Source organism: Winogradskyella sediminis (assembly GCF_003387355.1).
Classification (GTDB): domain Bacteria; phylum Bacteroidota; class Bacteroidia; order Flavobacteriales; family Flavobacteriaceae; genus Winogradskyella; species Winogradskyella sediminis.
On record NZ_QUNH01000004.1, the window covers coordinates 85,042 to 109,807 of the forward strand.

Consider the following 24,766-nt stretch of genomic DNA (forward strand, 5'->3'; position numbering starts at 1 on the left):
GATCATCATCTAAACCTTAGTCTCAAATTAAAACTGAACCGATTTCCATTTTTGCACAGTTTTTTAGAAAACGCGTTATAACATTTTGAGAGATAAGTTTGAATTTTGCAGTATGAAAAAGATATCAAACTTCGGGATTTTTACATTGCTATTGGTGAGCAGTTTAACCATCATGGTTGGGACCGTTATCGCTCCGTCATTATCAAGCATCGTTGCACATAACGATTTAGGTTTTTCACCCAGTTGGTTAATTACGCTGCCTTCCTTAGGTGTTGTGCTTTTTGCTCCTTTAATTGGCCGCTTGTTACATAAACTCGGAACACTCAAGTTACTAAGTTTAGGTCTTGTGCCTTATGCCGTTTTGGGTGTAGTTGGAGCTTTTATATCCAATGATGTACTCTTAATTTTAGACCGCATTTTATTAGGAGCCGCAACGGTTGCTATTCAGGTGTCGGTGACGGCTTATATTGCGGAATTTTTTGTTGGTGAAGACCGTATGAAAATGATTGCCTATCAAGGTATGTCCATAGAACTTGGTGGTGTTGTCTTTTTGGCTATTGGTGGTGTTTTGGGTGAATTGCATTGGCAATTTCCATTTTACATCTATTTAGTCGGGTTATTCTGTTTGTTGTTAGTGGCAAAAACCTTACCCAAACCAGAAAAAAAGGAGACGACGGAAGCGCAGGTAACTTCTGAAAATGATAAAAGCAAAACCAAGGTAAGACTCATTTTTATAGCATCGCTATTTGCCATGATGTTGTTTTTTGTAGGATTTGTAACCTTGCCATTATACTTACCAGAAACCTTTGGTTTTAGTGAATCGCAAACCGGATATTTAATGGCGTTTATATCTTTAATTGCTATTATAACGGCGAGTCAGATGCCAAAAATGGTGAAACTTTTGGGTGATGGCAAAACCGTTGCTCTCGGGTTTCTATTTTTTATGTTGGGTTATCTAGTTCTGGCAAGTACAGCGAGTTTACCGTTCTTGGTGCTCACAGCGATATTTATAGGCATTGGTTTTGGATTTACCATTCCGTTGTTAAACCACATGATGCTTGAAGCAAGTACTCTGCTAAACCAAGGAAAAAATTTAGGCTTGTTTTCAATGGCTGTTTTTGGTGGTCAGTTTTTATCTACGTTTATTGAGTTTATTTCTAAAAACCATATAGCTGTTTATGCGATTGCGTCAGGTTTAGCCTTAGTGATTGGAGCTGTACTTTATATTCGATTTCAAAAGTTGACTAAGAATGAACTTGACTAAATTCTTCTTACTTTTGAGGGAGACCTTAAAAGACGATGCACAAAACAGATTGGAAACATAAATTTCAAATCAGTAATAATTTTGAAACTATAGAAGGGATACTCTCTGGTAATTCCATGGGCATTTGCTTTGAACATAAGCATGATGCTAGTTTATGTATTCATTTTAAACCTTTGAATGAAACGTTTAAAGTCGATATCCATAAGCTTGAAAACGCGACTTTGTTAAATTTTGAACGCGATCTTATTGATGAAGACGATATTGAGTATGCGTTGGATATTATGACGCTGTTTAATAAATATCCACAATGGGTTGTAACAAACACGTCGGAAATTGAGCAATTAAAAAAAGTCATTCATTTACTTGAAGACGAGTACCAAAGTGATGCAGCATCGTACATTATGCTCAAAACGTTACTGAAGGTTTTGATGTTGCATCTTATCCGTTATCAAAACGATGGATTTTTAGAACAAGATTTAAATCAGAAGCGTGTTTTTCAGTTTTTAGAATTAATGGAAACACATTTTTTAAACGAAACCCATAGTAGCTTTTATGCAGAAACTATAGGTGTGAGTTCGAAACGTTTGAATCAAATTTTAAAAGAAAAACTCAATTTAACAGCGAAGCAGATTATTCAACAACGCCAGATTACCGAAGCCAAAAGACGACTTGTTAGAAGCGAGATATCGCCAAAAGAATTGGCTTTTGAGCTTGGTTTTGATTCCCAAAGTAGCTTTTCACGGTTTTTTAAAAAGAATGTCGGAGTGAGTCCTTCAACATTTAAGAAATATCACTAATAATTGGTGTTTAGTACTGCTCGATTCGTGCTAAGGGTCTAAATATTATAATACTAACAAACCAGAATCTCTCAAAATATCAATAGGTTTCGAATGCCAAAACACTTCAAAATCTTCAAATTGAGTTTCAAAACTAGTTTTTAATTGCTTAAACGATTGTGGCTTGTGTTGCGGTGTGATATCTTCTAAAATATCTAAAAGCCAAAGGCCTTTCTCTTTTTCTAAGGTAATTTGATAGCTATCTGTTGTATCGTGAAAGGTGAATTCTAAGAAATCTTTAGTCGTACCTTTTTTCGTTTTTGAGAATTCAGCCACTAAAGGCATGCTGCCTAACCAAACAATTTTAGCGGTCGGTTTAATGTTGAAAACAGGTTCTTGTGCTAAGGAATTATAGATGAAATCTGGGGCAATTTCGGTGTTAGGAATATCAAAGTCAAACCAATCTTGTAAAGGACTATCAAAGCCAATACCATGCATAAAATTGAACAGTGATTTCTTTAATCCGTAACTAAATTGTGAATGGTCAATACCAGTTGAATCTGTAAAATCGACATCATTATTGGCAAAACTTATGTTTTTATAATTAGGTGTAATGCCATAATCACTAGGATTTAATCCCACAGGACTGTGTGCTGTTAAAGCAAATTGATGCCAAAAACCAGATTGTAATACACCAACTTCAAACAACTGACGTACCATTTCTAAACTATCTACCGTTTCTTGAACCGTTTGCGTTGGGTAACCATACATTAGGTACGAATGCACCATAATGTTGGCTTCGGTAAAATTGCGAGTCACTTGCGCGACTTGCTCAACGGTGACACCTTTGTCTATCAATTTTAACAAACGATCTGAAGCGACTTCCAATCCACCCGAAACGGCAATACAACCAGAGGCCTTTAATAAAATACAAAGATCTTGCGTAAAGTTTTTCTCGAATCTAATGTTGGTCCACCAGGTAACGCTGAGGTTTCGTTTTAAGATTTCGAGCGCTAAAGCTTTCATCAACGATGGAGGAGCGGCTTCATCGACATAGTGAAATCCAGTTTCGCCAGTTTGCGCAATGAGTGTTTCCATGCGATCCACTAAAAGCGATGCCGCAACAGGTTCGTAAATTTTTATATAGTCTAAGGATATATCGCAAAAGGTGCATTTTCCCCAATAACAACCGTGTGCCATGGTGAGTTTGTTCCATCTGCCATCGCTCCATAAACTGTGCATTGGGTTGGCGATTTCTATAACAGAAATATATTGGTCTAATAATAAATCTGAATAATCAGGAGTGCCAACATCGGCTTGTTTGTAATCTGGAGAGCTGCTGTTGTTTTTATAAACGATGGTACCGTTTTCTAAAACAAAGGTGCGTTTGAATGTGGTGTCGTTTTTAAGAACCGCATTGTATAATAATTCAATAGGTAATTCGCCATCATCTAAAGTGATAAAATCGAAAAATTCAAAAACCCTGACATCTGTAACAGACCGTAATTCGGTATTTGGAAATCCGCCTCCCATCGCAATTTTTATCTCAGGATAATTCGCCTTAATAAATTGTGCACAACGAAAAGCACTATATAAATTTCCAGGAAACGGTACCGAAAAGCAAATGAGTTTGGGTTGGGTATTTTTAATCCGAGTCTCTAATATTTCTAATGTGATTTGGTCGATGTATGTTTCATGATCTTGCAACTGCGCATAAAGTTCGTCAAAGGCGTTGGCACTTTGTCCTAAACGTTCGGCATAACGACTGAATCCAAAATCGGGATCAATACATTCGACGATGAAATCGGATAAATCCTCAATGTAAAGTGTGGCCAAATGTTTGGCTTTGTCTTGCATTCCCATGGCACCAAAGGCAAAATCCATATCGTCTAGCTGTGCAAAACGCGAGGCCTGCGGTAAAAAGTTAGTGGTGCAAATTTGTCGGGCAAAGGTTTGATTTTTGCCTTGAAGAAATAAGATAATATCGTCTAAAGACTTTAGATAATGATCTTTTAAAGCATAAATGCGTTCGCAATTTTCAGTTTGAATACGATCATTTTCAAAAGCTAATTGAAATATTTCTTCAAAGGTTTCTTTTTTAAACAACTCTAAAATCACTTCAATACCCAAATCCATTTGAAACGCTTCAATACCTTTGGTATTCAGGAAGCCTTTAAGATAGGCCGTTCCAGGATACGGAGTATTGAGTTGGGTAAATGGAGGTGTTATGAGTAAGAGGTCTTTCACTGGTTGAAATTGAAATTGATGATTGCAAATATAGAAGTTATATCGTTGTGTATTCTGAATTTTAATGGGAGTAATATCGTCAGTTCGAGTGATTCCGTTTTTTCGGAATCGTATCGAGAACCTTAGTAGTATATAACCTGTTCTCGCTACATTTATTTATTCTTCGTTCTACTTCGAATAACTAAACACTCGAACTGACGTAGGTGGTTCGTTTGAGTGGTTTGGATTTCAATTATATCCTTCCGTCAGTTCGAGTGATTTTTGAGGCACGATAAAATTGTATCGAGAACTTTTTTGTAAACGAATTGTTCTCGATACATTTATTCGTTTTTCGTTGCACTACAAACGAATAAACACTCGAACTGACGCTGTAGGTTTATTTTAGATTTTATAACTTTAACTATGAAAATATCATATGTCTATATTTTAATGTGCTCAGATCATACGTACTACACTGGTATTACAAGTAATTTAAATAAGCGATTATTTGAACATAAATCAGGAGCACATATAGATAGTTATACGTACAAAAGACGACCGGTGGAATTAAAATTCTACGCCGAATTTACCGATATTAATCTCGCTATAGAAACTGAGAAACAAATAAAGAAGTGGTCGAGAGCAAAGAAGGAAGCTTTGATTAATGATGAATATGAGAAGTTGCCTAATTTGGCAAAAAGAATTTTAAATAAAGTTCAGTCGTCAGTTCGAGTGATTTTTTAGGTACGATAAAATTGTATCAAGAACTTTTATGTAAACGAATTGTTCTCGATACATTTATTCGTTTTTCGTTGCACTTCAAACGAATAAACACTCGAACTCACGATTGTGTAAAGCGAGATAAATAGTTACCCATTCCTCAAAATCTCAGCAACCGCTTGTTGATACGCTCTTGGATTACTCGCCTTTTTAATTTTCTTAAAGGTCTTCCGTGGATCTGAAAACGACAGGGAAAAGTATTCCCAAAAGCCTTGCATTTTCATTTTTATCGGAGTTGGACCAGATAGGGCTTCATCGTATTGATGATAAATAGTATCATGGAATTCTCTAAAAATGTCCCATCGGTTTTCCGGATAGTCTGTCGTGTTGTTTTTAATCATACTTGGTAAAAACGGATCAGCGATTAAGCCTCTGCCAATCATAAAATGATCGATACTTGGAAAACGCACTTGCATTTCTTTCAGCTTTGTAACGGAAGTAATATCACCGTTGTAATACAATTTGTGTTTGGTGCTTTCGATACACTTTTCAAAAGCTTCGAGATTCACACCGCCTTTATAAAGCTGTTTGCCAATGCGTGCGTGAATGGCTATATTTTTAAGCGGATAAGCATCTAAAATAGGGAAGGTATGTAAAATTTCTTCAGGGTTTTCATAACCCATGCGCATTTTCATAGATACCACAATGTCCGTTTCTTTATGCACACGCTCTAAAATATGATTGATTTTTTCCGGATCGCAAATGAGTCCAGAACCCATCCCACGATTCGTCACCATGGGATAGGGACAACCTAAATTCCAGTTCAACTCTTTATAGCCTAATTCTTGAATATAATCGACCACGAATAAAAACTCATCAGCGCTATTGGTCATGATTTGTGGAATGACTTCGAGTTCAGAATTGTTTTCGAACTGTAAATCTATCTTATAAGAGTTCTTAATGATTAATTTTTTATTAAATCGAATGTAAGGAGCATAAAACGTATCGATACCACCAAAGTACTGATTAAAAGCATTCCGGAACCGGAAATCGGTAAACCCTTGTAATGGAGAAGAAAGCAGTGTAAGGGGCATTCTGTTGTTTCGTTTTTAGATGATTTTTTACAACCGCTAAATAACGAAAAACTAATTTGTTATTCTGACAAATCTCAGTGTTTTGTTATTTTAAATGTTGGTTAAAAAAAGCAATAGTACGTTCCCAAGATAACGTTGCTGCAGCTTTATCATATCGTGGTGTAGTATTATTGTGAAAACCATGATTCACTTCAGGATAGATGTATGCTGTATATTCAATGTTGTTCGCTTTCAGAATTTTTTCAAACGCTGGCCAACCTGCATTCACTCTTGTGTCTAATTCGCCATATTGGAGTAGAAGTGGAGCCTTAATTTTAGCAGCATCTTCAGTTTCTGGTTGTCTGCCATAGTAAGGTACTGCGGCTCCTAAATTTGGTAAACGCACAGCCATCATATTAGAAATCCAGCCTCCAAAACAAAACCCTACAACTCCGACATTTCCATCGCAATTCTCGTGATTTTTAAGGTGATGATAAGCGGCAATAAAATCTTCAAGCATTTCTTGTTGGTTGCGCTCTTTTTGCATCGTTCTACCGTCGTCGTCATTACCTGGATAACCTCCAAGTGGACTTAAGGCGTCTGGTGCTAATGAAATAAAACCTTCTTTTGCCGTACGTCTTCCTACATCTTCAATGTAGGGATTTAAACCTCTGTTTTCATGCACCACAATAACTCCCGGTAATTTGGTTTTATTGTCTTTTGGTTGTGATAATAACCCTTTTATAGTACCACCTCCTTTTGGAGATTCATAGGTGATAAATTCAGAATCAAGTGTAGGGTCGTCCGGTTTTACCATTAAATTAGAAATATAGTCAGGAGACATAAAACTCATTAAAGAAGATAGTGTAATCCCTCCAACAGCATAGACTCCAAGTTTTTCGACAAACTGTCTTCTGTTAAGTTTGTTGTGCGCATAGTCATCATATAAATCGAAAACTTCTTGTGTAATATCTTCTTTTTTTAAGTCTTTCATGGTTCTGAGATTTAATTAAACTAGGCATTGGCATTTAAGCGCGCTAAATTGTTATTGTACTCGTTTTAATACCATGGTGTCTTCACCAAAAGTAGTCGGTCTGGCGGCATCAAAAGCCATATTAAAGTTTAGGGTGTTTTTATCCGTAAATTCAGCAATACCAAGAATTTTTTTAGATTCTCCACTTTCAATTTTTGTCAGTGTAAAATCGACTTCAATCGGAGTAGTATTGTAGTTAATGGTATAGGTCATTTTTCCTTTTTTGCCTTTCATGTAAAATTCTTTACCTCCAATGACTTGGCCATCAATTTCAAATGCTGCGTGGCCTTCATTATCAAAAATTAAATAGCCAATTTGATTTTGGTCTTCGCCAACCCATTTGCCTACAATGGTTTCTTTCTGGCTTGTTGTATGTAATATTAAAGGAATAATAAAAAATGTAAATAGATACTTCATGGTCTTTGGGTTTAAAATACTTTGTTTAAAAATTGTTCAATACTTTCTTGGCTTGATTGCTTTAATGCTTTACGTGCGGCAGCCGTATCCTTTGGTTTTTTGTCTTGAGACAGTTTAAATTTACCTTCCCAATGGGTAATGGTAATTTCAAACATTACAATATAATCAAGATTTTTATCTAAACGCGGATTATTGGCATTTAATGTATAGCGATGTTCTGGAGCCTCTAAAAAATCTGTCATGCTAATTAAGGATTGTTTCAGCGCCATTTTATCCAAATTGAGCTTTACTTTTCCTTTGAGATGTACCTTAATGTAGTTCCAGGTTGGTAATTGTGTGGTTGTATAAATGCTAGGCGAAATATAGCAGTCAGGTCCACTAAAAATAACCGAAATCTCGTGGTTGTCTTTTAACAATTCAGTTTGTGGGTTATTAATATCGATATGACCTATAAGTTTACCGTTTTCAAAAATTAACGGTAAATGAGTAATGAAAGGCTGATTGTAATGTACAGAAATTACCGTAGCTAACGGATATGTTTTTATCACTTCGATAAGGTGATCTCTGTTATTATCTTGATGATGTTCTGGAGGATAATTCATGTTTTATCTGCCTAAATAAGGTTTAAGATATCATTTTTTTAATTTATACTAAATTAATGACTTTCGAAATTTACAATTTTTTATCTTTAGTGCATGTCAGGGAAACCAACTTCATTTTCAATTAAAAATTGGTCGCAAGACGATCAGCCTCGAGAAAAACTAAGAGATAAGGGCAAAATGGTACTTAGTGATGCGGAATTAATAGCCATTTTAATTGGATCAGGCAATAGGGATGAAAGTGCGGTAGCCTTGTGTAAACGCATTTTTGCCACTGTAGATAACAATTTAAATGCGTTAGGTAAAATGTCTATAGCGCAATTAATGGAGTTTAAAGGTATTGGTGAAGCTAAAGCAATTTCTATTGTTGCTGCTTTAGAGTTAGGACGCCGTCGTCGCTTAGAGGATGCCTTACAGATGGATGAAATTTCATCGAGCCGCTCCGTTTTTAATGTGATGCAACCAATTATTGGCGAGTTGCCACACGAAGAATTTTGGATACTCTATCTTAATAATTCTAATAAGGTGATTCGGAAAAACCAATTGAGCAAAGGTGGCATTACTGGAACTTTAGTAGATGTTAGATTGGTGCTTAAAACAGCACTCGAAGTTGGAGCAATAGCTTTAATCTTATGCCATAACCATCCTTCGGGAACATTAAAACCCAGTCAAGCAGATAAAGACATTACTTACAAATTAAAAAATGCAGCTAAAAGCTTAGACATTTCGGTTTTAGATCATCTTATTATAACAGAAAATGCATATTATAGTTTTGCGGATGAGAATCTTATGGGTTAAATTATAAATATCACAGCTTATAAGGTAAAAGGAACCCATAGAATTTGTTACTTTTAGCTTTTGCAAATTGCACTACCTATGCTTTTAGTCTATACACATAAAATAACACCACGCGTTACGTATACGTTTAAGCACATCTGCAAACGTATATTGGGTATAGAGGTGCGTTTTACTTCTAAGGTAGAAGACTTTATAGCACACGATAGTCTTAAAATGTCGTATACAAAGCAACCATTAAGTAGTGAGTTGTTCATTAGAAGTAACGATTTACTATTTGAAACAGGGTTATCGGATATAGATATCAATGTGCAAACATGGGAGAATACAAAGGGATTTTTTCCTACAGGAGAACGAAGTGATTTGCCTTTCGATATTTTTGCAGCAGCATTTTATTTACTTAGTAGATATGAAGAGTATCTGCCACATGTTAAGGATGATTATGGTCGGTTTTTAGCTTCAGAAAGCTTAGCATTTATAAATAAATTTTTGCAGCAACCTGTTGTAGATATTTGGGCTTATAAACTTAAAGCTGTTTTAAGTGAACGCTTTCCAAATTATGAGTTTCCAGAAAGATCGTACGGCGTTCAGCCAGTTATAGATGTGCCCATGGCTTATTACTTTAAAAATAAAGGCTTTTTGAGAACTATAGGTGGCACCTTAAATGATCTTAGACGTTTACGCTTAAAACAATTGTATTTTCGTTATTTGGTACTTTTTGGTTTTAAACGCGATCCTTACGATACGTTTAAGTGGATTATAAGGAGGCAAAAACAACACAACTTTAAATTTACCGTACTATTTTTAATCGGAGATTATTCAACATATGATAAAAATATAAATACCAATAAAAAGGATTTTATTTCTCTAATTAAATCTGTGGCCGATTATTGCGATGTCGGTTTAAAGGCGTCTTACTTTTCGCTAACAGATATTTCTATTTTAAAAAAGGAAAAACTTAAAATGGAATCTATAACGCATACCGACTTAAAAGCGGTACGTCACTCGTTTTCGAAATTGAATTTACCAACCTCGTATCGAAATTTGGTGGAATTAGAAATTCATCAAGATTATACCATGGGCTATATAAATACGTTGGGTTTTAGAGCTGGTACATGTACGCCTTTTCAGTTTTATGATTTGGATTATGAGGTGCAAACTCCTTTGCAAATTAATCCTTATCACTGTCTCGATTTTGGGTTGTTAAAATATAATTCGTTACTTGATAAGACAGAGCATTTACAAAAAATAATTAATGAAGTGAAAGCTGTTAATGGGACGTTTACAACTGTATTTCATAATTATAGTTTTAGTGATTTAGACCGTTGGAAAGGTTATAGATCACTATTTAATTTAATTTTAGAATCTGCAGAATGACAAAGGCTATAAAGCATATTTTTTTTGACTTGGATCATACACTTTGGGATTTTGATAAAAATTCTGGATTAACTTTTGAAAAGATATTTAAAACAAATAATATTGATATCGATTTAAATGACTTTTTACAAGTTTATGAACCTATTAATTTCGAATACTGGAAACTTTATAGAGAAGAGAAAGTAACCAAATCGGCATTGCGTTACGGAAGATTAAAAAAATCCTTCGAAGGAATAGGTGTTAGTGTAGAAGATGATCTTATAAACCTTTTATCTAACGCTTATATTGATGAGTTAACCTCATTTAACCATGTGTTTGAAGGGACGTATGAAATCTTAGGTTATTTAAAAGAAAGATATCAATTGCATATCATTACCAATGGATTTGAAGAAGCACAAGAGAAAAAATTAGTAAGTTCTAAGATTAAAAAGTATTTTAATACCATAACAAATTCTGAAATGGTAGGAGTAAAGAAACCCAATCCTAAAATATTTAACTTTGCCTTGGAGTTAGCTAAAGCAAATGCCAATGAGAGTATAATGATTGGTGATAATATTGAGGCTGATATCGAAGGAGCTCATAATATTGGTATGGATACTATTCATTTCGATTATAAAAATTGCCATACAAATCATCGTTTTAAACGCATTACGAATTTAAAAATGATTATTAATCACCTTTAAAAATAAAATCATGTTTAAGAAAATAATTTTCACCACTTTAATTGTCCTTTATGCTTTATACGGCAATGCACAAAAAAGCTTAAATGATTATAAATATATTATAATACCAAATGCATTTGAGTTTTCTAAAAGCGATGACCAATACCAATTGAATTCATTAACAAAATTTCTTTTTAATAAATATGGCTATAAAGCTTATTCTATTGATGAACTTTCGGAAGATTTAAAAAAGGACCGTTGTTTAGCGCTTACAGCTGATGTATCTAATGATGAAGGTGGTATGTTTAAAACCAAGTTAGAAATCATTTTGAAAGATTGTTATAACGAAGAAATTATGAGATCCAAAATAGGAGAATCTCGTATAAAGGAATTTAAAAAAGCGTACCACGAAGCCTTAAGAGATGCTTTTGAAACATTCCAAAATTTAGACTACAAGTATGAAGGCAAGGGTGTTGCAAATAATATGTCCAAGCCAGAACCTCAAATAGACGAAAAACCAATGCAGTCAGCAAAGGTAGTTTCTCAAACTACTCCTAAAAAAGAAGAGATAACAAAGGAGGTTGAAGCACCTCGTAATTTAGGCGCAGAGATTTATTATGCACAATCTATTCTCAATGGTTATCAGCTTGTAAATTCAGAACCAAGAATTGTAATGATTTTATTGAAGTCTTCAGCAAAAGAAGTCTTTATTGTCAAGGATAAAGATGCCATTGTTTTTAAGAAAGATGGACAATGGATTTATTCTGAAAACGATGAGAAAACTACCACAGAAAAGGTGTTAAATATTAAATTTTAAACTATACCAACAACTGATAATTAATATCCATATTTATCTTTCCAAAGCATTTTAAGATGGTTGCGTTGGGCTTGCTCTCTGGCATTGTTCCCGGGATTATACAATTTAGTGTTGGCTATTTCTTTAGGTAGAAATTCTTGTGCGGCAAAATTATTTTCGTAGTTGTGAGAGTATTTATAATTATCTCCATATCCTAATTCTTTCATCAGTTTAGTCGGAGCGTTTCTCATAGCAATAGGAACTGATAAATCTCCAGTTTCTCTAACTAATTGTTGCGCTTTACCAATAGCTTCGTAAGCTGCATTACTTTTAGGAGAACTAGCTAAATAGGTGGCACATTGACTTAAGATTATTCGAGATTCAGGGTTTCCAATGACTGATACCGCCTGAAATGTGTTGTTTGCAATAACCAAAGCTGTTGGGTTGGCGTTACCAATATCTTCACTGGCTAAAATTAATAAGCGCCTTGCTATAAATTTTACATCTTCACCACCTTCAATCATTCGGGCTAAATAATACACAGCAGCATTTGGATCACTACCTCGAATCGATTTTATAAAAGCAGAAATAATGTCATAGTGTTGCTCTCCCGTTTTATCATAACGAGCGGCTTGATTTTGCACTTGTTTAGTAACTAAATCATTAGTAATTACAATAGCATCACTTTCAAAAGAAGCGACTAACAATTCAAAAATATTAAGTAGTTTTCTAGCGTCACCTCCAGATAAACGCAATAAGGCTTCCGTTTCTTTTAATTCGATATTTAATTTTGAAAGTAAGGTATCTTCTTTAATAGCACGTTCTAATAAAGCTTCTAAATCTGTTTTGCTAAAGGCGTTTAATGTATAGACTTGACATCTTGATAATAATGCAGAAATAACCTCAAAACTCGGATTTTCTGTGGTTGCTCCAATTAATGTTACCCATCCTTTTTCAACAGCTTCTAATAAGGAATCTTGTTGCGATTTACTAAATCTGTGGATTTCGTCAATAAACAAAATCGGATTTTTTGCAGTAAACAAACCTCCACTTTTCTTAGCTTTATCTATGACTTCTCTAATATCTTTAACCCCAGAATTAATAGCACTAAGTTTAAAGAAAGGACGCTCAGATTCGTTGGCGATAATATGAGATAATGTTGTTTTTCCTATACCAGGTGGTCCCCAAAAAATCATAGAAGGAATAACTCCACTTTTAATTTGTTGATACAACATACCATCCTTACCAACTAAATGTTGTTGGCTTAAATAGTCGTCTAATGTGTGAGGTCGTAAACGTTCTGCTAATGGAGTATTCATGCTTCAAAATTACAAAATGCTTTTGTGATGGATTAACGAAATCAATGAAAATCATATTAAAATTACATTGAATATGATTTTGTGTTTCTGCCATTATTTCATACAATTCAATTTTGGTTACAAATTTGAAAGACTTTCTCTAAATTTGAATATGAGTACACCACAACACTTTAAATACTCTAACAATATCATCATCTATCCATTGCTGATATTGTTCGCTAATTGGTTGGTGTTTTGGTATCAAGTACGGATTGATAGTGGTATAAGAGCTTATGGCATTAGGCCACAGAAATTAGAAGGACTTATAGGAGTCGTAACGAGTCCGTTTCTGCACGGAGACATACATCATATTTATAATAACTCTATTCCTCTTTTTGTTCTCACTGTGGCATTATTTTATTTCTATAATAAAATAGCATGGAAAGTTATTGGATTTGGTATTTTACTTTCTGGATTTATGACGTGGTTTATTGCGAGTTCAGGAAATCATATTGGTGCAAGTGGGTTAGTATATGTCTTAGTTAGCTTTATGTTTTTTAAAGGTATTTTTGCAAAACATTATAGACTTATAGCTTTGTCATTAGTAGTTATTTTTCTGTATGGAAGTATGATTTGGTACGTTTTTCCCATAAAAAGTGGTATGTCTTGGGAAGGTCATCTCAGTGGTTTAATTACAGGATTGGTATTTGCTTTAATATTTAGAAAACAAGTTGCTAAACCTGAACGTTACACATGGGAAGAGCCCGATTACAACGAAGAAGAAGATCCGTTTATGAAGCATTTTGATGAAAACGGAAATTTTATTGAGTTTGAACCAGAGGTCGAAACTGAAAATGAAACTGAAAGCGAAATTGAATCTAAATTAAATAGAGCTCCAAGTATCAATTATATTTACAAGAAAAAGGAAGACTGAATTTTAGAGGCTCAAAATCACCTCATGTAACTCGAGTTAATAAATAATTTAAGTAATTTCAATGTTACAATTTTCGATAAAAATTAACTACGTTGCCTAACCGCTTCATATAAGAATGCTCCACAAGCTACTGAAACATTTAAAGATTCTATTTCACCTAGTATCGGAAGTTTGGCTTGGTTGTCTACTATTTTTAATACGGAAGGATTGATACCTCTACCCTCAGATCCCATAATTATGGCACATGGTTCTTTAAACGAAACATCGTAAACATAGTCTTTTGCCTTTTCAGTGGCAGCAATTACTTTAATTCCTGAAGACTGCATATGAAAAACGGCATCTTTTATATGGTCAACTTTACAAATGGGTATTTTAAAAATAGCACCAGCACTTGTTTTTATAGTATCTCCATTAATAGGAGCACCACCTTTTTTCTGAATAATTATACCATTCACACCAGTACATTCTGCTGTTCTAACAATAGCTCCAAAATTTCTAACATCGCTTAATTGATCTAATAAAAGGAACAAAGGAGTTTTATCAGATTCAATAACTCGCATCACTAAGTCGTCGATATCATGGAATTCAATTGGAGATATTTGAGCAACAGCACCTTGGTGATTTCCACGCGTTAATCGATTTAATTTTTCAACCGGAACGTATGATGAATTAATGCCTCCAGCTCGTATGGCCTGTTCTAACTCTTGAAACAATTCACCATGTAAGCCTTTTTGCATAAAAACTTTATCAATTGTTTCTCCAGATTTTATGGCTTCAATAATGGCTCTAGTTCCAAAAATGGTGGTTTCGTTTTTCATGGGGTAAAGTTATGTAAAGAAATTTATAATTAATTAATGCTATGCATTTTTAAATTAAAAAATCTCCAACAGCATATTACTGATGGAGATTTCATGATATTAATTAAAATCCATTAATCTTGTTTATTAATTTTGATCACCTGATGTTAAATTTGGGTTAGCATCAATTTCAGCTTGAGGGATTTTCCAAATCCAAGCATCATTTACTGAAGGCTTTGCCTGAATGAACCCGTCTTGATATAGGGTTTCAGAAGCACCAGAACCTCCATTAGCTCCGTGATCTATACCTTCGTCCCAACGAATTTTATCTGAATACGTAAAGCCTTCTCCATATAATTCTACACCACGTTGAAACTTAATCTGTTCCATTAAACTCGCTTGAGTAGTGAAAACTGAAGCGTCAAACTCTGAATCTCTTGCTCCACCTAAAGTTTGTAATGCTGTTTGTGCTGCAGGAATGTTTGGAATCATTGCATAAGCTTCTGCCTCTATTAAGTACATTTCCGAAGAACGCATATAAATAATATCATCAGGATCTGTTGTTCCTGGATTAGCATTTCGTAATTTAACATGCATATAAGGGTGTAAATTAAAGCTAGAAGATAAACCATATTGAGAGCGAATAGCATCTCTTCTATCATTAAATACATCTTCGTCTGTATAATTAGGGTCATTACCAAATCCTCCTTCACCATTAGCAGCAGAAGTATTAGTGTTAGGAGCATCTGCTAAGAATAAGTCTTTTCTGTAATCTGTGTCTGGAATTTGATTATACAATCTTTTGTCAATTAATTTAGGATTGTTTCTAACCTGGCTACCATTAAAGGTATTACTAGCTAAATAAAAGTATGATCGGAAATAGGTCGTTTCGGTACCTATATTATTACTTCCCCAAATGACTTCAGATAAGTTGTTTGTGTTAAATCCAGATTTATAATCATCTTCTCCCATTAATGGGTAATCTTGTCGAGCGGCTGCTGCTGCACTAGCTGCTGTACTCCAATCACCACTAGCTAATGCTATACGTGCTTTAATCCCGTAGGCTACGTCTATATTGAGTTGTGATTTATATTTTGCATCTCCCGTTTGTCTTGGTGTTGCATTTTCAAAATATGAAATAGCAGTATTGATATCAGATCTACATTGGTCATAAATCTCTTGTACTGTAGATCTTGCTTCACTTTCAAAAGGTGCTTCAGAAGCAAATAATAAAGGTACTCCAGGGTCTGTAGATGGGTTCCCAATTAAATAGCCTTTTGCATAATGCGTCACTAAATCATGGTAAGCAAATGCTCTGTAAGTATAAGCTTGTCCTAAAATTTCTCTCAATCTGTCATCTTCTGGAATACTTCCGTCTGTCGCTTTATTAATAATAGCATTGGTGCTCGCAATAACGTGGTAGCGCTGATACCATAATTGTTCTGTGGTAAGTGAGGTTTGTTGCGTATGAGACGTCCATCTTGCTTCATCTTGCCATCCTAAATTGTTGGCAGATGCAGAGTGGATTAATCCACCTCCTAAATTGTCTCCTAAAGGTACCCAGTAATGGTTACCAGATCTGTAGCTGTCACCTCCAGATATTAATGTTTGTGGTTGCGCGTATTGTAAACGATGCAGTCCATTAAGTATTAACGCCATATTGTCGGCGGTAGCTAAGGCGTCATTAGAAGATATGGCATCTGTTGGTGATGTTTCCAAGAAATCTTCCTCACACGAGGCTACAGTTAGGGCAATACCCACTAGTAGTGTTATTTTTATTTTTCTTAACATGATATATATATTTAAATTAGTTTAATTAAAATGAAACATTTAATCCTAGAGAGAAAATCCTGCTAGGACTATAGTCATTTCCTGAACCTGTACCTGATAAATTGTATTGAGGATCTAAACCTGTTCTTTTACTTTTAAGATATAAGTTTTCACCCGATACGTATAATCTTAAGTTATCCATTTTAAGGGCTTCGGTAAGTTTGTTATCAAAAGTATATCCAAGGTTAACATTTTTTAAAGACCAAAACGATGCGTCTGTTAAGAATCTTGTTGATTGAGTTTGTACTAAATCGCTATTTCCATTTTGTAATCTTGGCACGTCAGTTATATCGCCTGGCTCTCTCCATGCGTTTAAGATATCTGGGTGAAAAGAACGACCGTAAGTACCACTATGCATCATTGCAGAATAGCCATTATCTAATACCTTACCGCCAATACCATATGTAATTAAGAAGTCTAAAGAAAATCCTTTATAACTTAAACTGTTGGATATAGAACCTAAAAAGTCTGGTATTGAACTATCTCCAGTATATGCTCTTTCTGTTTCCTGCCAGTCGTTAGTCGTTTCTTGAACTCCATTGGCATCAAATACAGGAACACTGTTACCATCATCATCTAACTCAAACATGTAAAATAATTGATCTCCATTGTCAGGGTCTACACCAGCTGTATGGAGTAAGTAAAAGTCATAACGCGAACGTCCTGTTTCCCAGCGTTTTGAGCCATTTATAAATGGGTCAGGAAGTGCAGTTATTTCGTTTTTAAATGTTGAACCTTGTAGCGTTAAATCCCATCTGAAATCCTCTTTATTCACAAGATGTGCTGTTAATCCAATTTCAAAACCTGAATTATACATATCACCTACATTTGTTGGGAATTCATTTAACCCATTACTTAATGCTATTGGTAAATCATATAATAGGTCTGTAGAGTTCTTCTTATAATATTCAAAAGAACCGTCAATAAAATTATTGAATAGTGTAAATTCTAATGCTACGTCATAACTCGATGATGTTTCCCATTGTAAATCTGCATTACCAATCTCTTGCCATACCAATGCAGGATCAGCAGCATTGGATGTTAACCCATATCTAGGTTGAGATAAGAAAAAGTCTAATAAGTTATCATTTCCTACTTCACCGTAAGATGCTCTAATTTTTAATTTATCGATAAAACTCACATTATCCATAAATTTTTCTTGATCTATTCGCCATGAAGCGCCTACAGAATAAAAAGTACCCCATCTTGACTGTTTGTCGAATACAGAAGACGCATCTCTTCTAACGGAAGCACTTAAATAATACTTATCATCGTAGTTGTAATTAGCTCTTAAAAAGTAACCTTCTAGAGTTTTGTTTGTTGTTGCTCCTCCTAAGCTTACAGGTTCAGAGAAATTATCAAATTCATAAATGCCTTCGACAACTTGTGTTATAGCTGTAGCATTATTACTGGTGTATGTTCTATCAAAACTCTCATGTCCTGCCGTAATATCAACATTGTGTACGCTACCAAAAGAATTAGAATACGTTAAAATTTGATTGAAATTTTCAACCTCTCTTCTAAATCTTACTTCTGCATATCTGCCGGTTGGCTGCGCATCTCCAATGATGTTATTTTCGTAACTTTTATTTATACCTTCATTAATATCTCTACCGTAGTTTACTTTAAAGTTTAAACCTTCTAGTATTTTTGCATCTGCATAATATCTAAAACCATATGTGTTATTTTGATTGTTTTCGTCATTTAAAACAAGTTCTTGTAATGCATGACGATCTTGATTAGTTGGTCTAGATCCAATGTTGTATTCTGGATATCCAGATCCATTATCATAAACAGGGTTACCAGAGACATCTCTGACTAAGTTTCCGTCTAAATCATTTACGTATACAGGGTAGATAGATCCAATATTTTTAGCAAAACTAAAGGGATTTGCTATGCTTCCTTCACCTCCGTTAGCAGGACCGTTAGACTCTGATATAGTAACATTAGCACTACCGCCCATTGTTAACCAATCATTAACATTAAAATCTGCATTTAGTCTAGTTGTTAGGCGATTATAGTCTGATGTTACGACGTAGCCATCTTCATCTAAGTAAGACGTAGAGAAAAATATTTTGTGATTATCTCCTCCACCTGCTACATTAACATTGTAGTTAGTTCTTACTCCCGTTCTGCGTAAAACATCATACCAGTCTAAAGATTTGTAAATAACCTGAGCATCCGGATTTAATTTTCCGTCAATTCCAACAATTTGATCGTTAGAAACATTGAAGGGGTTATAACCTAATTGGTTATAAATATTTTCTGAGGCAAATACAGGATCTCCACCTGCAGCACTTGAGTTTTTTAGTGCCTCCCACATGGTTTCGTAGTACTGGCCAGGACCTATATAATCATATTCAGGTATAGCATTTGTTACGTAACCAGTTTGCACTGATACATTCGTTTTAATTCTTCCTTTTGTTCCACTTTTTGTGGTTATTAGTACAACACCATTAGCAGCTCGAGACCCATATAAGGATGTTGATGCAGCATCTTTAAGAATTGTAAAAGATTCAATGTCTTCTTGATTAATAGTGCTCAATGCTCCTTCAAACTGTATACCGTCAACTATATATAGAGGGCTTGAAGATCCATTTAACGTTCCAACTCCACGTATTACGATATTAGGAGAAGAACCTGGTTGTCCAGAAGGTGACGTAAATTGAACACCTGTTGCTCTACCTTCAATAGCAGCAATAGGAGAGGTAACACTTCTTAATGCTAAATCTTTCTCTCCAATGACACTTGCAGATCCTGTAAATGCTTCTCTACTCGAGGTTCCAAAGGCAACGACAACGACTTCATCTAACGTGGAAGAATCTTCTGATAATGTTACATTAATGATATTTGAGTCACCTACTTTAACTTCTTCAGTTTTAAGACCTATATAACTAATAACGATAGTGTCGCCTACATTAGCTGCAATAGAGAATTTACCATCAAAGTCTGTTTGAGTTCCCGATGTTGTTCCTTTAATAACGATATTTACTCCGGGTAAGGGTAGTCCGCTCTCATCGGATACCACCCCTGAAATTGTTTTTTCTTGCGCAAATACTAATTGAGCAAAAACCACTAATAAAAGTGTGAAAATTCCTGTGTAGTTTGTTTTCATATTGTTATAGATTAAATGTGATTGTTATCAAATTTGATAAAATTTTGTTAAAAAACCTATTATTATTCAATATATGTTTATAAATTAAGATGTCGATATAATGTGGAAGCCTGTCCAATTCAAGGCCTACGTGATTATTTTTTGTACTGCTAAAATAGGTGATGTAAGTTTTTCTCTTAAAAGGTAGCTGTCAAACTTAAATGCACTTTAGAATCCGATAATTTAAATTGTCGGTTTTCTGTTTTTCCGCTAGAATAATTTAAACGAAATAGCCCTGCATTGGTAAGTAAACCTAGGCCAAATCCAAAACCAAAAAGTTTCTCCTTGCTTTCTGTAAGTTTATTTTCAAAATAGGCAGCATCTAGTACTGAGTGTATATATAGTGCAGAGCCTAAACGGTAACGGTATTCCGTGCTTAATACGCCGTATAGATTTGCAACTAAGCTGTTTTCTTCGAATCCTCTGATAGAGTTAATACCGCCAAATCGAAACATTTCATTATCTAAATAATTATCGGAAACGAGCGTAGCACCGTTTAGTCTTGCGTAAATGCTATTTCTTAAATTAAGATTAAATACCTTATATGTATCTATGGTAAATATGCTTTGCTTTTGGGAGGCAATATCATCGGTTCTGTTTCCAAACCCTGAAGAAAAGTCGAACCAAAAATTCACAGGAAATAATGGGTCGTAAAATTGAGGTTTTGTATAGTTGTAATGAACCGTGTAATAATTGGATTTGTAATCGTTAAGGATGTCTGTATCATTTTCGAGCAAATTGGTAGATGTGGTTGTGTTAATTCCGATACCTACTTTGTGCTTCGCGTTTACCAAATAATTTAGTTTCGCATATTGTTTGGCTGTTAAAAATGTAGAATCTTTTCTAAAAATATTAAGTCCAACTTGCAATCCAATTGGAGAGTTAAATAGATAAGGTAAATCTGCATCGACATTAAATGTTTGCTGATCTATTTCATCACTTTTGTAAAAAAGGTTCAGCGTTTCACCGTAGTTTAAATTGTTAATTAGCCTTAGGTCTATATACCCGTCAAACTCAAGTTTATTGGTGTTTTCATTGGAGCCAAAGCCTAGGAAGCCGTCAAAATTATTGGTTTTAGTTTTTTCTACATATATATATAGTGTTGTAGAGTCTTGGGTAAATAATACTTCTGGTTCTTTAATTTTAGAGGCAAAACGCAATTCACTTAATAAATCTATTTTGTCTCTTATAGCATTTAGGTTGAAAGATTTTTCTGTTTTCAACTTCATATAATGTTTTATATAAGACTTCGGGAATTTTTCGTAACCTTTAATTATTATTTTATCTAATTGCCTTTTTTTATTAGAAATAATTTCTAAATCGGCCTCAATTAAATCAGAGTTTAATTTAGATACATTTATAAGTTGTAAGGACGAAAATGGGTCACCTTCAGAAGCCATTCTAGTATTTAAGTTTTTTAAATACGGTTCTACTTCAGCGATGTCTAAGTCAAAAAATCTATGAGTTGAATTATAAGAAATGTCATTTAATAATTCGGTGTTAAAAGTTGCATCATAATAAATTCTTATTCTAGGTACTCTTTTTCCAATAAAAAAATGAGCTTCAAAGAGAGAATCATTTTTTCTTATCACTTTACGAATCGTATTATCAATATAGCCGAGTTTACTTAAAGTTTTTGAAAGTACTTTAATTTCCGTTTGTATCCCTTTGTAGTTATTAAATGTGTCTTTGTAACCTATTGAGTCGATAAGTGTGGTTGAGAGGTTGTTTTCACCAGAAATCTTTAGATGAATAGATTGCGCCATGCTCTCACTTACGAGTATCAAAAGAAATGTAGTAAAAATAATACGGCAGTAAAACGACATGAATACGATATAAAACTAGTCTTATAGTAACGTAAAAATAAGCGATATTATATAGTGAAGGAATTAAAGTTTGTAAATCTTTTAAAAATTAATTCTCAAGTATTTGAATAATAGATATTAATTAGTACATTTGCACCCCTCAAAAGTGAGGATTAATAAAATTTTATATAGAAATATATGCCAACAATTTCACAATTAGTACGAAAAGGAAGAGCCAAAATAACCAAGAAGAGTAAATCGGCTGCTTTAGATTCGTGTCCTCAAAGACGTGGTGTATGTACTCGTGTTTATACAACGACACCTAAGAAACCTAACTCAGCAATGCGTAAGGTGGCAAGGGTTCGTTTAACAAACGGAAACGAAGTAAATGCATACATTGGTGGAGAAGGTCACAATTTACAAGAGCACTCGATAGTATTGGTTAGAGGTGGAAGGGTAAAAGATTTACCAGGAGTTAGATATCACATCGTTCGTGGTGCTTTAGATACAGCAGGTGTATCAGGAAGAACACAGCGTAGATCTAAGTATGGTGCAAAACGCCCTAAGAAGTAATTAAAAACTTTAAGAAGAAGACATGAGAAAAAGAGCAGCAAAAAAGAGACCGCTTTTACCAGATCCAAAATTCAATGATCAGTTAGTAACACGTTTTGTTAACATGATGATGTGGGACGGTAAGAAGTCTGTAGCTTTTAAAGTATTCTATGATGCAATTGATATTGTTGAACAGAAAAAGAATGATGACGAAAAAACAGCTTTAGAGATTTGGAAAGAAGCTTTATCAAATGTGATGCCTCACGTAGAAGTGCGTAGTCGTCGTGTTGGTGGTGCTACATTCCAGATTCCAATGCAGATTCGTCCAGATCGTAAGGTTTCTACTGCGATGAAATGGTTAATTAGCTTTTCGCGTAAAAGAAACGAAAAATCTATGGCGCAACGTTTGGCCGCAGAAGTATTAGCTGCAGCTAAAGAAGAAGGGGCAGCTGTTAAGAAAAGAACAGATACTCATAAGATGGCAGAAGCAAATAAAGCATTCTCACACTTTAGATTTTAAGAAATGGCAAGAGATTTAAAACTTACAAGAAATATAGGAATTGCAGCTCATATTGATGCTGGTAAAACAACAACAACAGAGCGTATTCTTTTTTATACGGGTGTTTCACACAAAATTGGAGAAGTGCATGATGGTGCTTCTACAATGGACTGGATGGAGCAAGAAGCGGAAAGAGGTATTACAATTACTTCTGCAGCTACAACTTGTGACTGGACGTTCCCTAAAGAAAATGGTCAGCCAACAGCAGATGCTCAGGATTACCATTTTAACATTATTGATACTCCTGGTCACGTGGATTTTACGGTAGAAGTTAACCGTTCATTACGTGTATTAGATGGTTTAGTATTCTTATTTAGTGCAGTTGATGGTGTTGAGCCACAATCTGAAACTAACTGGAGACTAGCGGATAATTATAAAGTTCCAAGAATTGGATTCGTTAATAAAATGGACCGTCAAGGATCTGACTTTTTAGGAGTTTGTCAGCAGGTTAAAGATATGTTGAAGTCTAACGCAGTGCCAATTGTATTAAACATTGGTGATGAGATGGACTTTAAAGGTATTGTAGATTTAGTTAAAAATAGAGCTATCGTATGGCATGATGATAACTATGGTTCTACTTTCGACGTTGTTGATATTCCTGAAGATATGAAAGATGAAGTACGTAAATACCGTGCTTTATTAATCGAAGAAGTTGCAAGTTACGATGAGAACTTATTAGAGAAGTTCATGGAAGATGAAGATTCTATTACAGAAGAAGAAGTGCACGCTGCACTTAGAGCTGCTGTAATGGATATGGCTATTATACCAATGGTATGTGGTTCTTCATTTAAGAATAAAGGTGTTCAGTTCTTATTAGATGCTGTATGTCGTTATTTACCATCACCTTTAGATAGAGATAGTGTAATTGGTACTAATCCAGATACAGATGCAGAAGAAAGACGTAAGCCTTCAGTAGATGAGCCGTTTTCAGCTTTAGCGTTTAAGATTGCTACAGATCCTTTCGTAGGGCGTTTAGCATTCTTTAGAGCGTATTCTGGTCGTTTAGATGCTGGTTCTTATATCTTAAATAACCGTTCAGGTAAGAAAGAGCGTATCTCTCGTATCTATCAAATGCACTCTAACAAACAAAATGCTATCGATTTTATTGAAGCAGGAGATATTGGAGCTGCAGTAGGATTTAAAGATATTAAGACTGGTGATACCATGTCTGATGAAAAACATCCTATCGTTTTAGAATCTATGGATTTCCCTGATCCGGTAATTGGTATCGCGGTTGAGCCTAAAACTAAAGCAGATGTTGATAAAATGGGGATGGCTTTAGCTAAATTAGCTGAAGAAGATCCTACATTTACAGCGAGAACTGATGAGTCATCAGGACAAACAATTATATCAGGTATGGGTGAGCTTCACTTAGATATTATTGTAGATCGTTTAAAAAGAGAATTTAAAGTTGAGGTTAACCAAGGTCAACCACAAGTAGAATATAAAGAAGCTATCACAAGAGCTGCTGATCATAGAGAAGTTTATAAGAAACAATCTGGTGGTCGTGGTAAGTTTGCTGATATTGTATTTACAGTAGAGCCAGCAGAAGAAGGAAAAGTAGGTTTAGAGTTCGTATCTGAAATAAAAGGTGGTAACGTTCCTAAAGAATTTATACCTTCTATTGAAAAAGGATTTAAAATGGCTATGGTCAATGGTCCTTTAGCAGGTTACGAAGTAGATGCTATGAAAGTTACACTTAAGGATGGATCTTACCACGATGTGGATTCGGATCAACTATCTTTTGAGTTGGCTGCAAAATTAGGATTTAAAAATGCTGCAAAAGCTGCAAAAGCTGTAATAATGGAGCCAATCATGAAGCTTGAGGTAATTACACCTGAAGAAAACATGGGTGATATTGTTGGAGATTTAAATAGAAGAAGAGGTCAAGTAAGTGACATGGGAGATAGAGCTGGTGCAAAAACTGTAAAAGCTACTGTTCCATTATCTGAAATGTTTGGATATGTTACAACATTAAGAACATTATCTTCAGGTAGAGCAACATCAACAATGGAATTTTCTCACTATGCTGAAACACCTTCAAATATATCTGAAGAAGTAATCAAAGCAGCTAAAGGAGTTGAATCGTAAATCTTAAG

21 protein-coding genes are annotated in these 24,766 nt (G+C 34.6%); 11 read left to right on the forward strand and 10 right to left on the reverse strand.

Annotated elements, in window-relative coordinates:
* Positions 1-112 precede the first annotated feature (112 nt).
* Positions 113-1,264, forward strand: coding sequence for an MFS transporter (locus C8N41_RS15020; protein ID WP_115839879.1), 1,152 nt, complete (start codon positions 113-115; stop codon positions 1,262-1,264).
* A 35-nt stretch (positions 1,265-1,299) separates the two neighbouring features.
* Positions 1,300-2,061: a helix-turn-helix domain-containing protein gene (locus C8N41_RS15025; RefSeq protein WP_115839880.1), complete on the forward strand. Its 762-nt coding sequence runs from the start codon at positions 1,300-1,302 to the stop codon at positions 2,059-2,061.
* A gap of 45 nt (positions 2,062-2,106) precedes the next feature.
* On the opposite strand, the gene C8N41_RS15030 is transcribed toward C8N41_RS15025, so the two are convergent.
* Entirely contained in the window at positions 2,107-4,287 is a 2,181-nt protein-coding gene (locus C8N41_RS15030) for a B12-binding domain-containing radical SAM protein (RefSeq protein ID WP_115839881.1), read from the reverse strand.
* Between the two features lie 402 nt (positions 4,288-4,689).
* On the opposite strand from C8N41_RS15030, the gene C8N41_RS15035 reads away from it, so the two are divergent.
* Positions 4,690-5,010: a GIY-YIG nuclease family protein gene (locus tag C8N41_RS15035; RefSeq protein WP_115839882.1), complete on the forward strand. Its 321-nt coding sequence runs from the start codon at positions 4,690-4,692 to the stop codon at positions 5,008-5,010.
* A gap of 125 nt (positions 5,011-5,135) precedes the next feature.
* Here the strand turns inward: C8N41_RS15035 and C8N41_RS15040 are convergent, their stop codons facing one another.
* The 4 genes from C8N41_RS15040 to C8N41_RS15055 form a co-directional block, all read right to left on the reverse strand.
* Entirely contained in the window at positions 5,136-6,080 is a 945-nt protein-coding gene (locus tag C8N41_RS15040; RefSeq protein ID WP_115839883.1) for a tRNA dihydrouridine synthase, read from the reverse strand.
* A gap of 85 nt (positions 6,081-6,165) precedes the next feature.
* A complete protein-coding gene (locus C8N41_RS15045) occupies positions 6,166-7,053 on the reverse strand; it encodes a dienelactone hydrolase family protein (RefSeq protein WP_115839884.1) in 888 nt (295 codons plus the stop codon).
* 51 nt (positions 7,054-7,104) lie between these two features.
* A complete protein-coding gene (locus C8N41_RS15050; protein ID WP_092446786.1) occupies positions 7,105-7,509 on the reverse strand; it encodes a hypothetical protein in 405 nt (134 codons plus the stop codon).
* An 11-nt stretch (positions 7,510-7,520) separates the two neighbouring features.
* Positions 7,521-8,111, reverse strand: coding sequence for an FMN-binding negative transcriptional regulator (locus tag C8N41_RS15055; protein WP_115839885.1), 591 nt, complete (start codon positions 8,109-8,111; stop codon positions 7,521-7,523).
* Positions 8,112-8,204: 93 nt separating this feature from the next.
* Between C8N41_RS15055 and radC the strand changes: the two genes are divergently transcribed.
* From radC to C8N41_RS15075, 4 genes are all read left to right on the forward strand, one after another.
* Positions 8,205-8,906 carry a RadC family protein gene (gene radC / locus C8N41_RS15060; protein WP_115839886.1) on the forward strand — a complete coding sequence of 234 codons (702 nt, stop codon included), beginning with the start codon at positions 8,205-8,207 and terminating at the stop codon, positions 8,904-8,906.
* A gap of 78 nt (positions 8,907-8,984) precedes the next feature.
* Entirely contained in the window at positions 8,985-10,280 is a 1,296-nt protein-coding gene (locus C8N41_RS15065; protein WP_115839887.1) for a polysaccharide deacetylase family protein, read from the forward strand.
* Positions 10,277-10,963: a YjjG family noncanonical pyrimidine nucleotidase gene (locus tag C8N41_RS15070; protein ID WP_115839888.1), complete on the forward strand. Its 687-nt coding sequence runs from the start codon at positions 10,277-10,279 to the stop codon at positions 10,961-10,963. The genes C8N41_RS15065 and C8N41_RS15070 overlap by 4 nt, the downstream gene beginning before the upstream one ends.
* A 10-nt stretch (positions 10,964-10,973) precedes the next feature.
* The gene (locus C8N41_RS15075; protein WP_115839889.1) at positions 10,974-11,759 is read left to right on the forward strand and encodes a hypothetical protein; all 786 of its coding nucleotides are present in this window, start codon (positions 10,974-10,976) and stop codon (positions 11,757-11,759) included.
* Between the two features lie 20 nt (positions 11,760-11,779).
* Here the strand turns inward: C8N41_RS15075 and C8N41_RS15080 are convergent, their stop codons facing one another.
* Positions 11,780-13,057: a replication-associated recombination protein A gene (locus C8N41_RS15080; RefSeq protein ID WP_115839890.1), complete on the reverse strand. Its 1,278-nt coding sequence runs from the start codon at positions 13,055-13,057 to the stop codon at positions 11,780-11,782.
* Positions 13,058-13,208: 151 nt separating this feature from the next.
* Between C8N41_RS15080 and C8N41_RS15085 the strand changes: the two genes are divergently transcribed.
* Positions 13,209-13,970, forward strand: coding sequence for a rhomboid family intramembrane serine protease (locus tag C8N41_RS15085; protein WP_092446793.1), 762 nt, complete (start codon positions 13,209-13,211; stop codon positions 13,968-13,970).
* Between the two features lie 83 nt (positions 13,971-14,053).
* On the opposite strand, the gene rlmB is transcribed toward C8N41_RS15085, so the two are convergent.
* The 4 genes from rlmB to C8N41_RS15105 all read right to left on the reverse strand — a co-directional run bounded on the left by rlmB (position 14,054) and on the right by C8N41_RS15105 (position 21,517).
* Complete coding sequence (rlmB, locus tag C8N41_RS15090; protein WP_092446794.1) at positions 14,054-14,788, reverse strand: 23S rRNA (guanosine(2251)-2'-O)-methyltransferase RlmB; 735 nt, start codon at positions 14,786-14,788, stop codon at positions 14,054-14,056.
* A gap of 126 nt (positions 14,789-14,914) precedes the next feature.
* Positions 14,915-16,558 (reverse strand): RagB/SusD family nutrient uptake outer membrane protein, encoded by a 1,644-nt coding sequence (locus C8N41_RS15095; RefSeq protein WP_115839891.1) that lies wholly within the window; start codon positions 16,556-16,558, stop codon positions 14,915-14,917.
* A gap of 25 nt (positions 16,559-16,583) precedes the next feature.
* Positions 16,584-19,712, reverse strand: a complete 3,129-nt coding sequence (locus tag C8N41_RS15100) for a SusC/RagA family TonB-linked outer membrane protein (protein ID WP_115839892.1) — start codon at positions 19,710-19,712, stop codon at positions 16,584-16,586.
* A 176-nt stretch (positions 19,713-19,888) separates the two neighbouring features.
* Positions 19,889-21,517, reverse strand: coding sequence for a BamA/TamA family outer membrane protein (locus tag C8N41_RS15105; protein WP_115839893.1), 1,629 nt, complete (start codon positions 21,515-21,517; stop codon positions 19,889-19,891).
* Positions 21,518-21,754: 237 nt separating this feature from the next.
* Here C8N41_RS15105 and rpsL point away from each other — a divergent pair, with 237 nt between their 5' ends.
* Genes rpsL through fusA form a run of 3 tightly spaced genes read left to right on the forward strand, consistent with a single transcriptional unit; the run spans position 21,755 to position 24,758 of the window.
* On the forward strand, positions 21,755-22,129 hold the full coding sequence (rpsL, locus tag C8N41_RS15110; RefSeq protein WP_019386263.1) for a 30S ribosomal protein S12: 375 nt from the start codon (positions 21,755-21,757) through the stop codon (positions 22,127-22,129).
* Between the two features lie 22 nt (positions 22,130-22,151).
* A complete protein-coding gene (gene rpsG, locus C8N41_RS15115) occupies positions 22,152-22,628 on the forward strand; it encodes a 30S ribosomal protein S7 (protein ID WP_092446798.1) in 477 nt (158 codons plus the stop codon).
* Between the two features lie 3 nt (positions 22,629-22,631).
* Positions 22,632-24,758: an elongation factor G gene (fusA, locus tag C8N41_RS15120; protein ID WP_092446799.1), complete on the forward strand. Its 2,127-nt coding sequence runs from the start codon at positions 22,632-22,634 to the stop codon at positions 24,756-24,758.
* Positions 24,759-24,766: the final 8 nt, after the last annotated feature.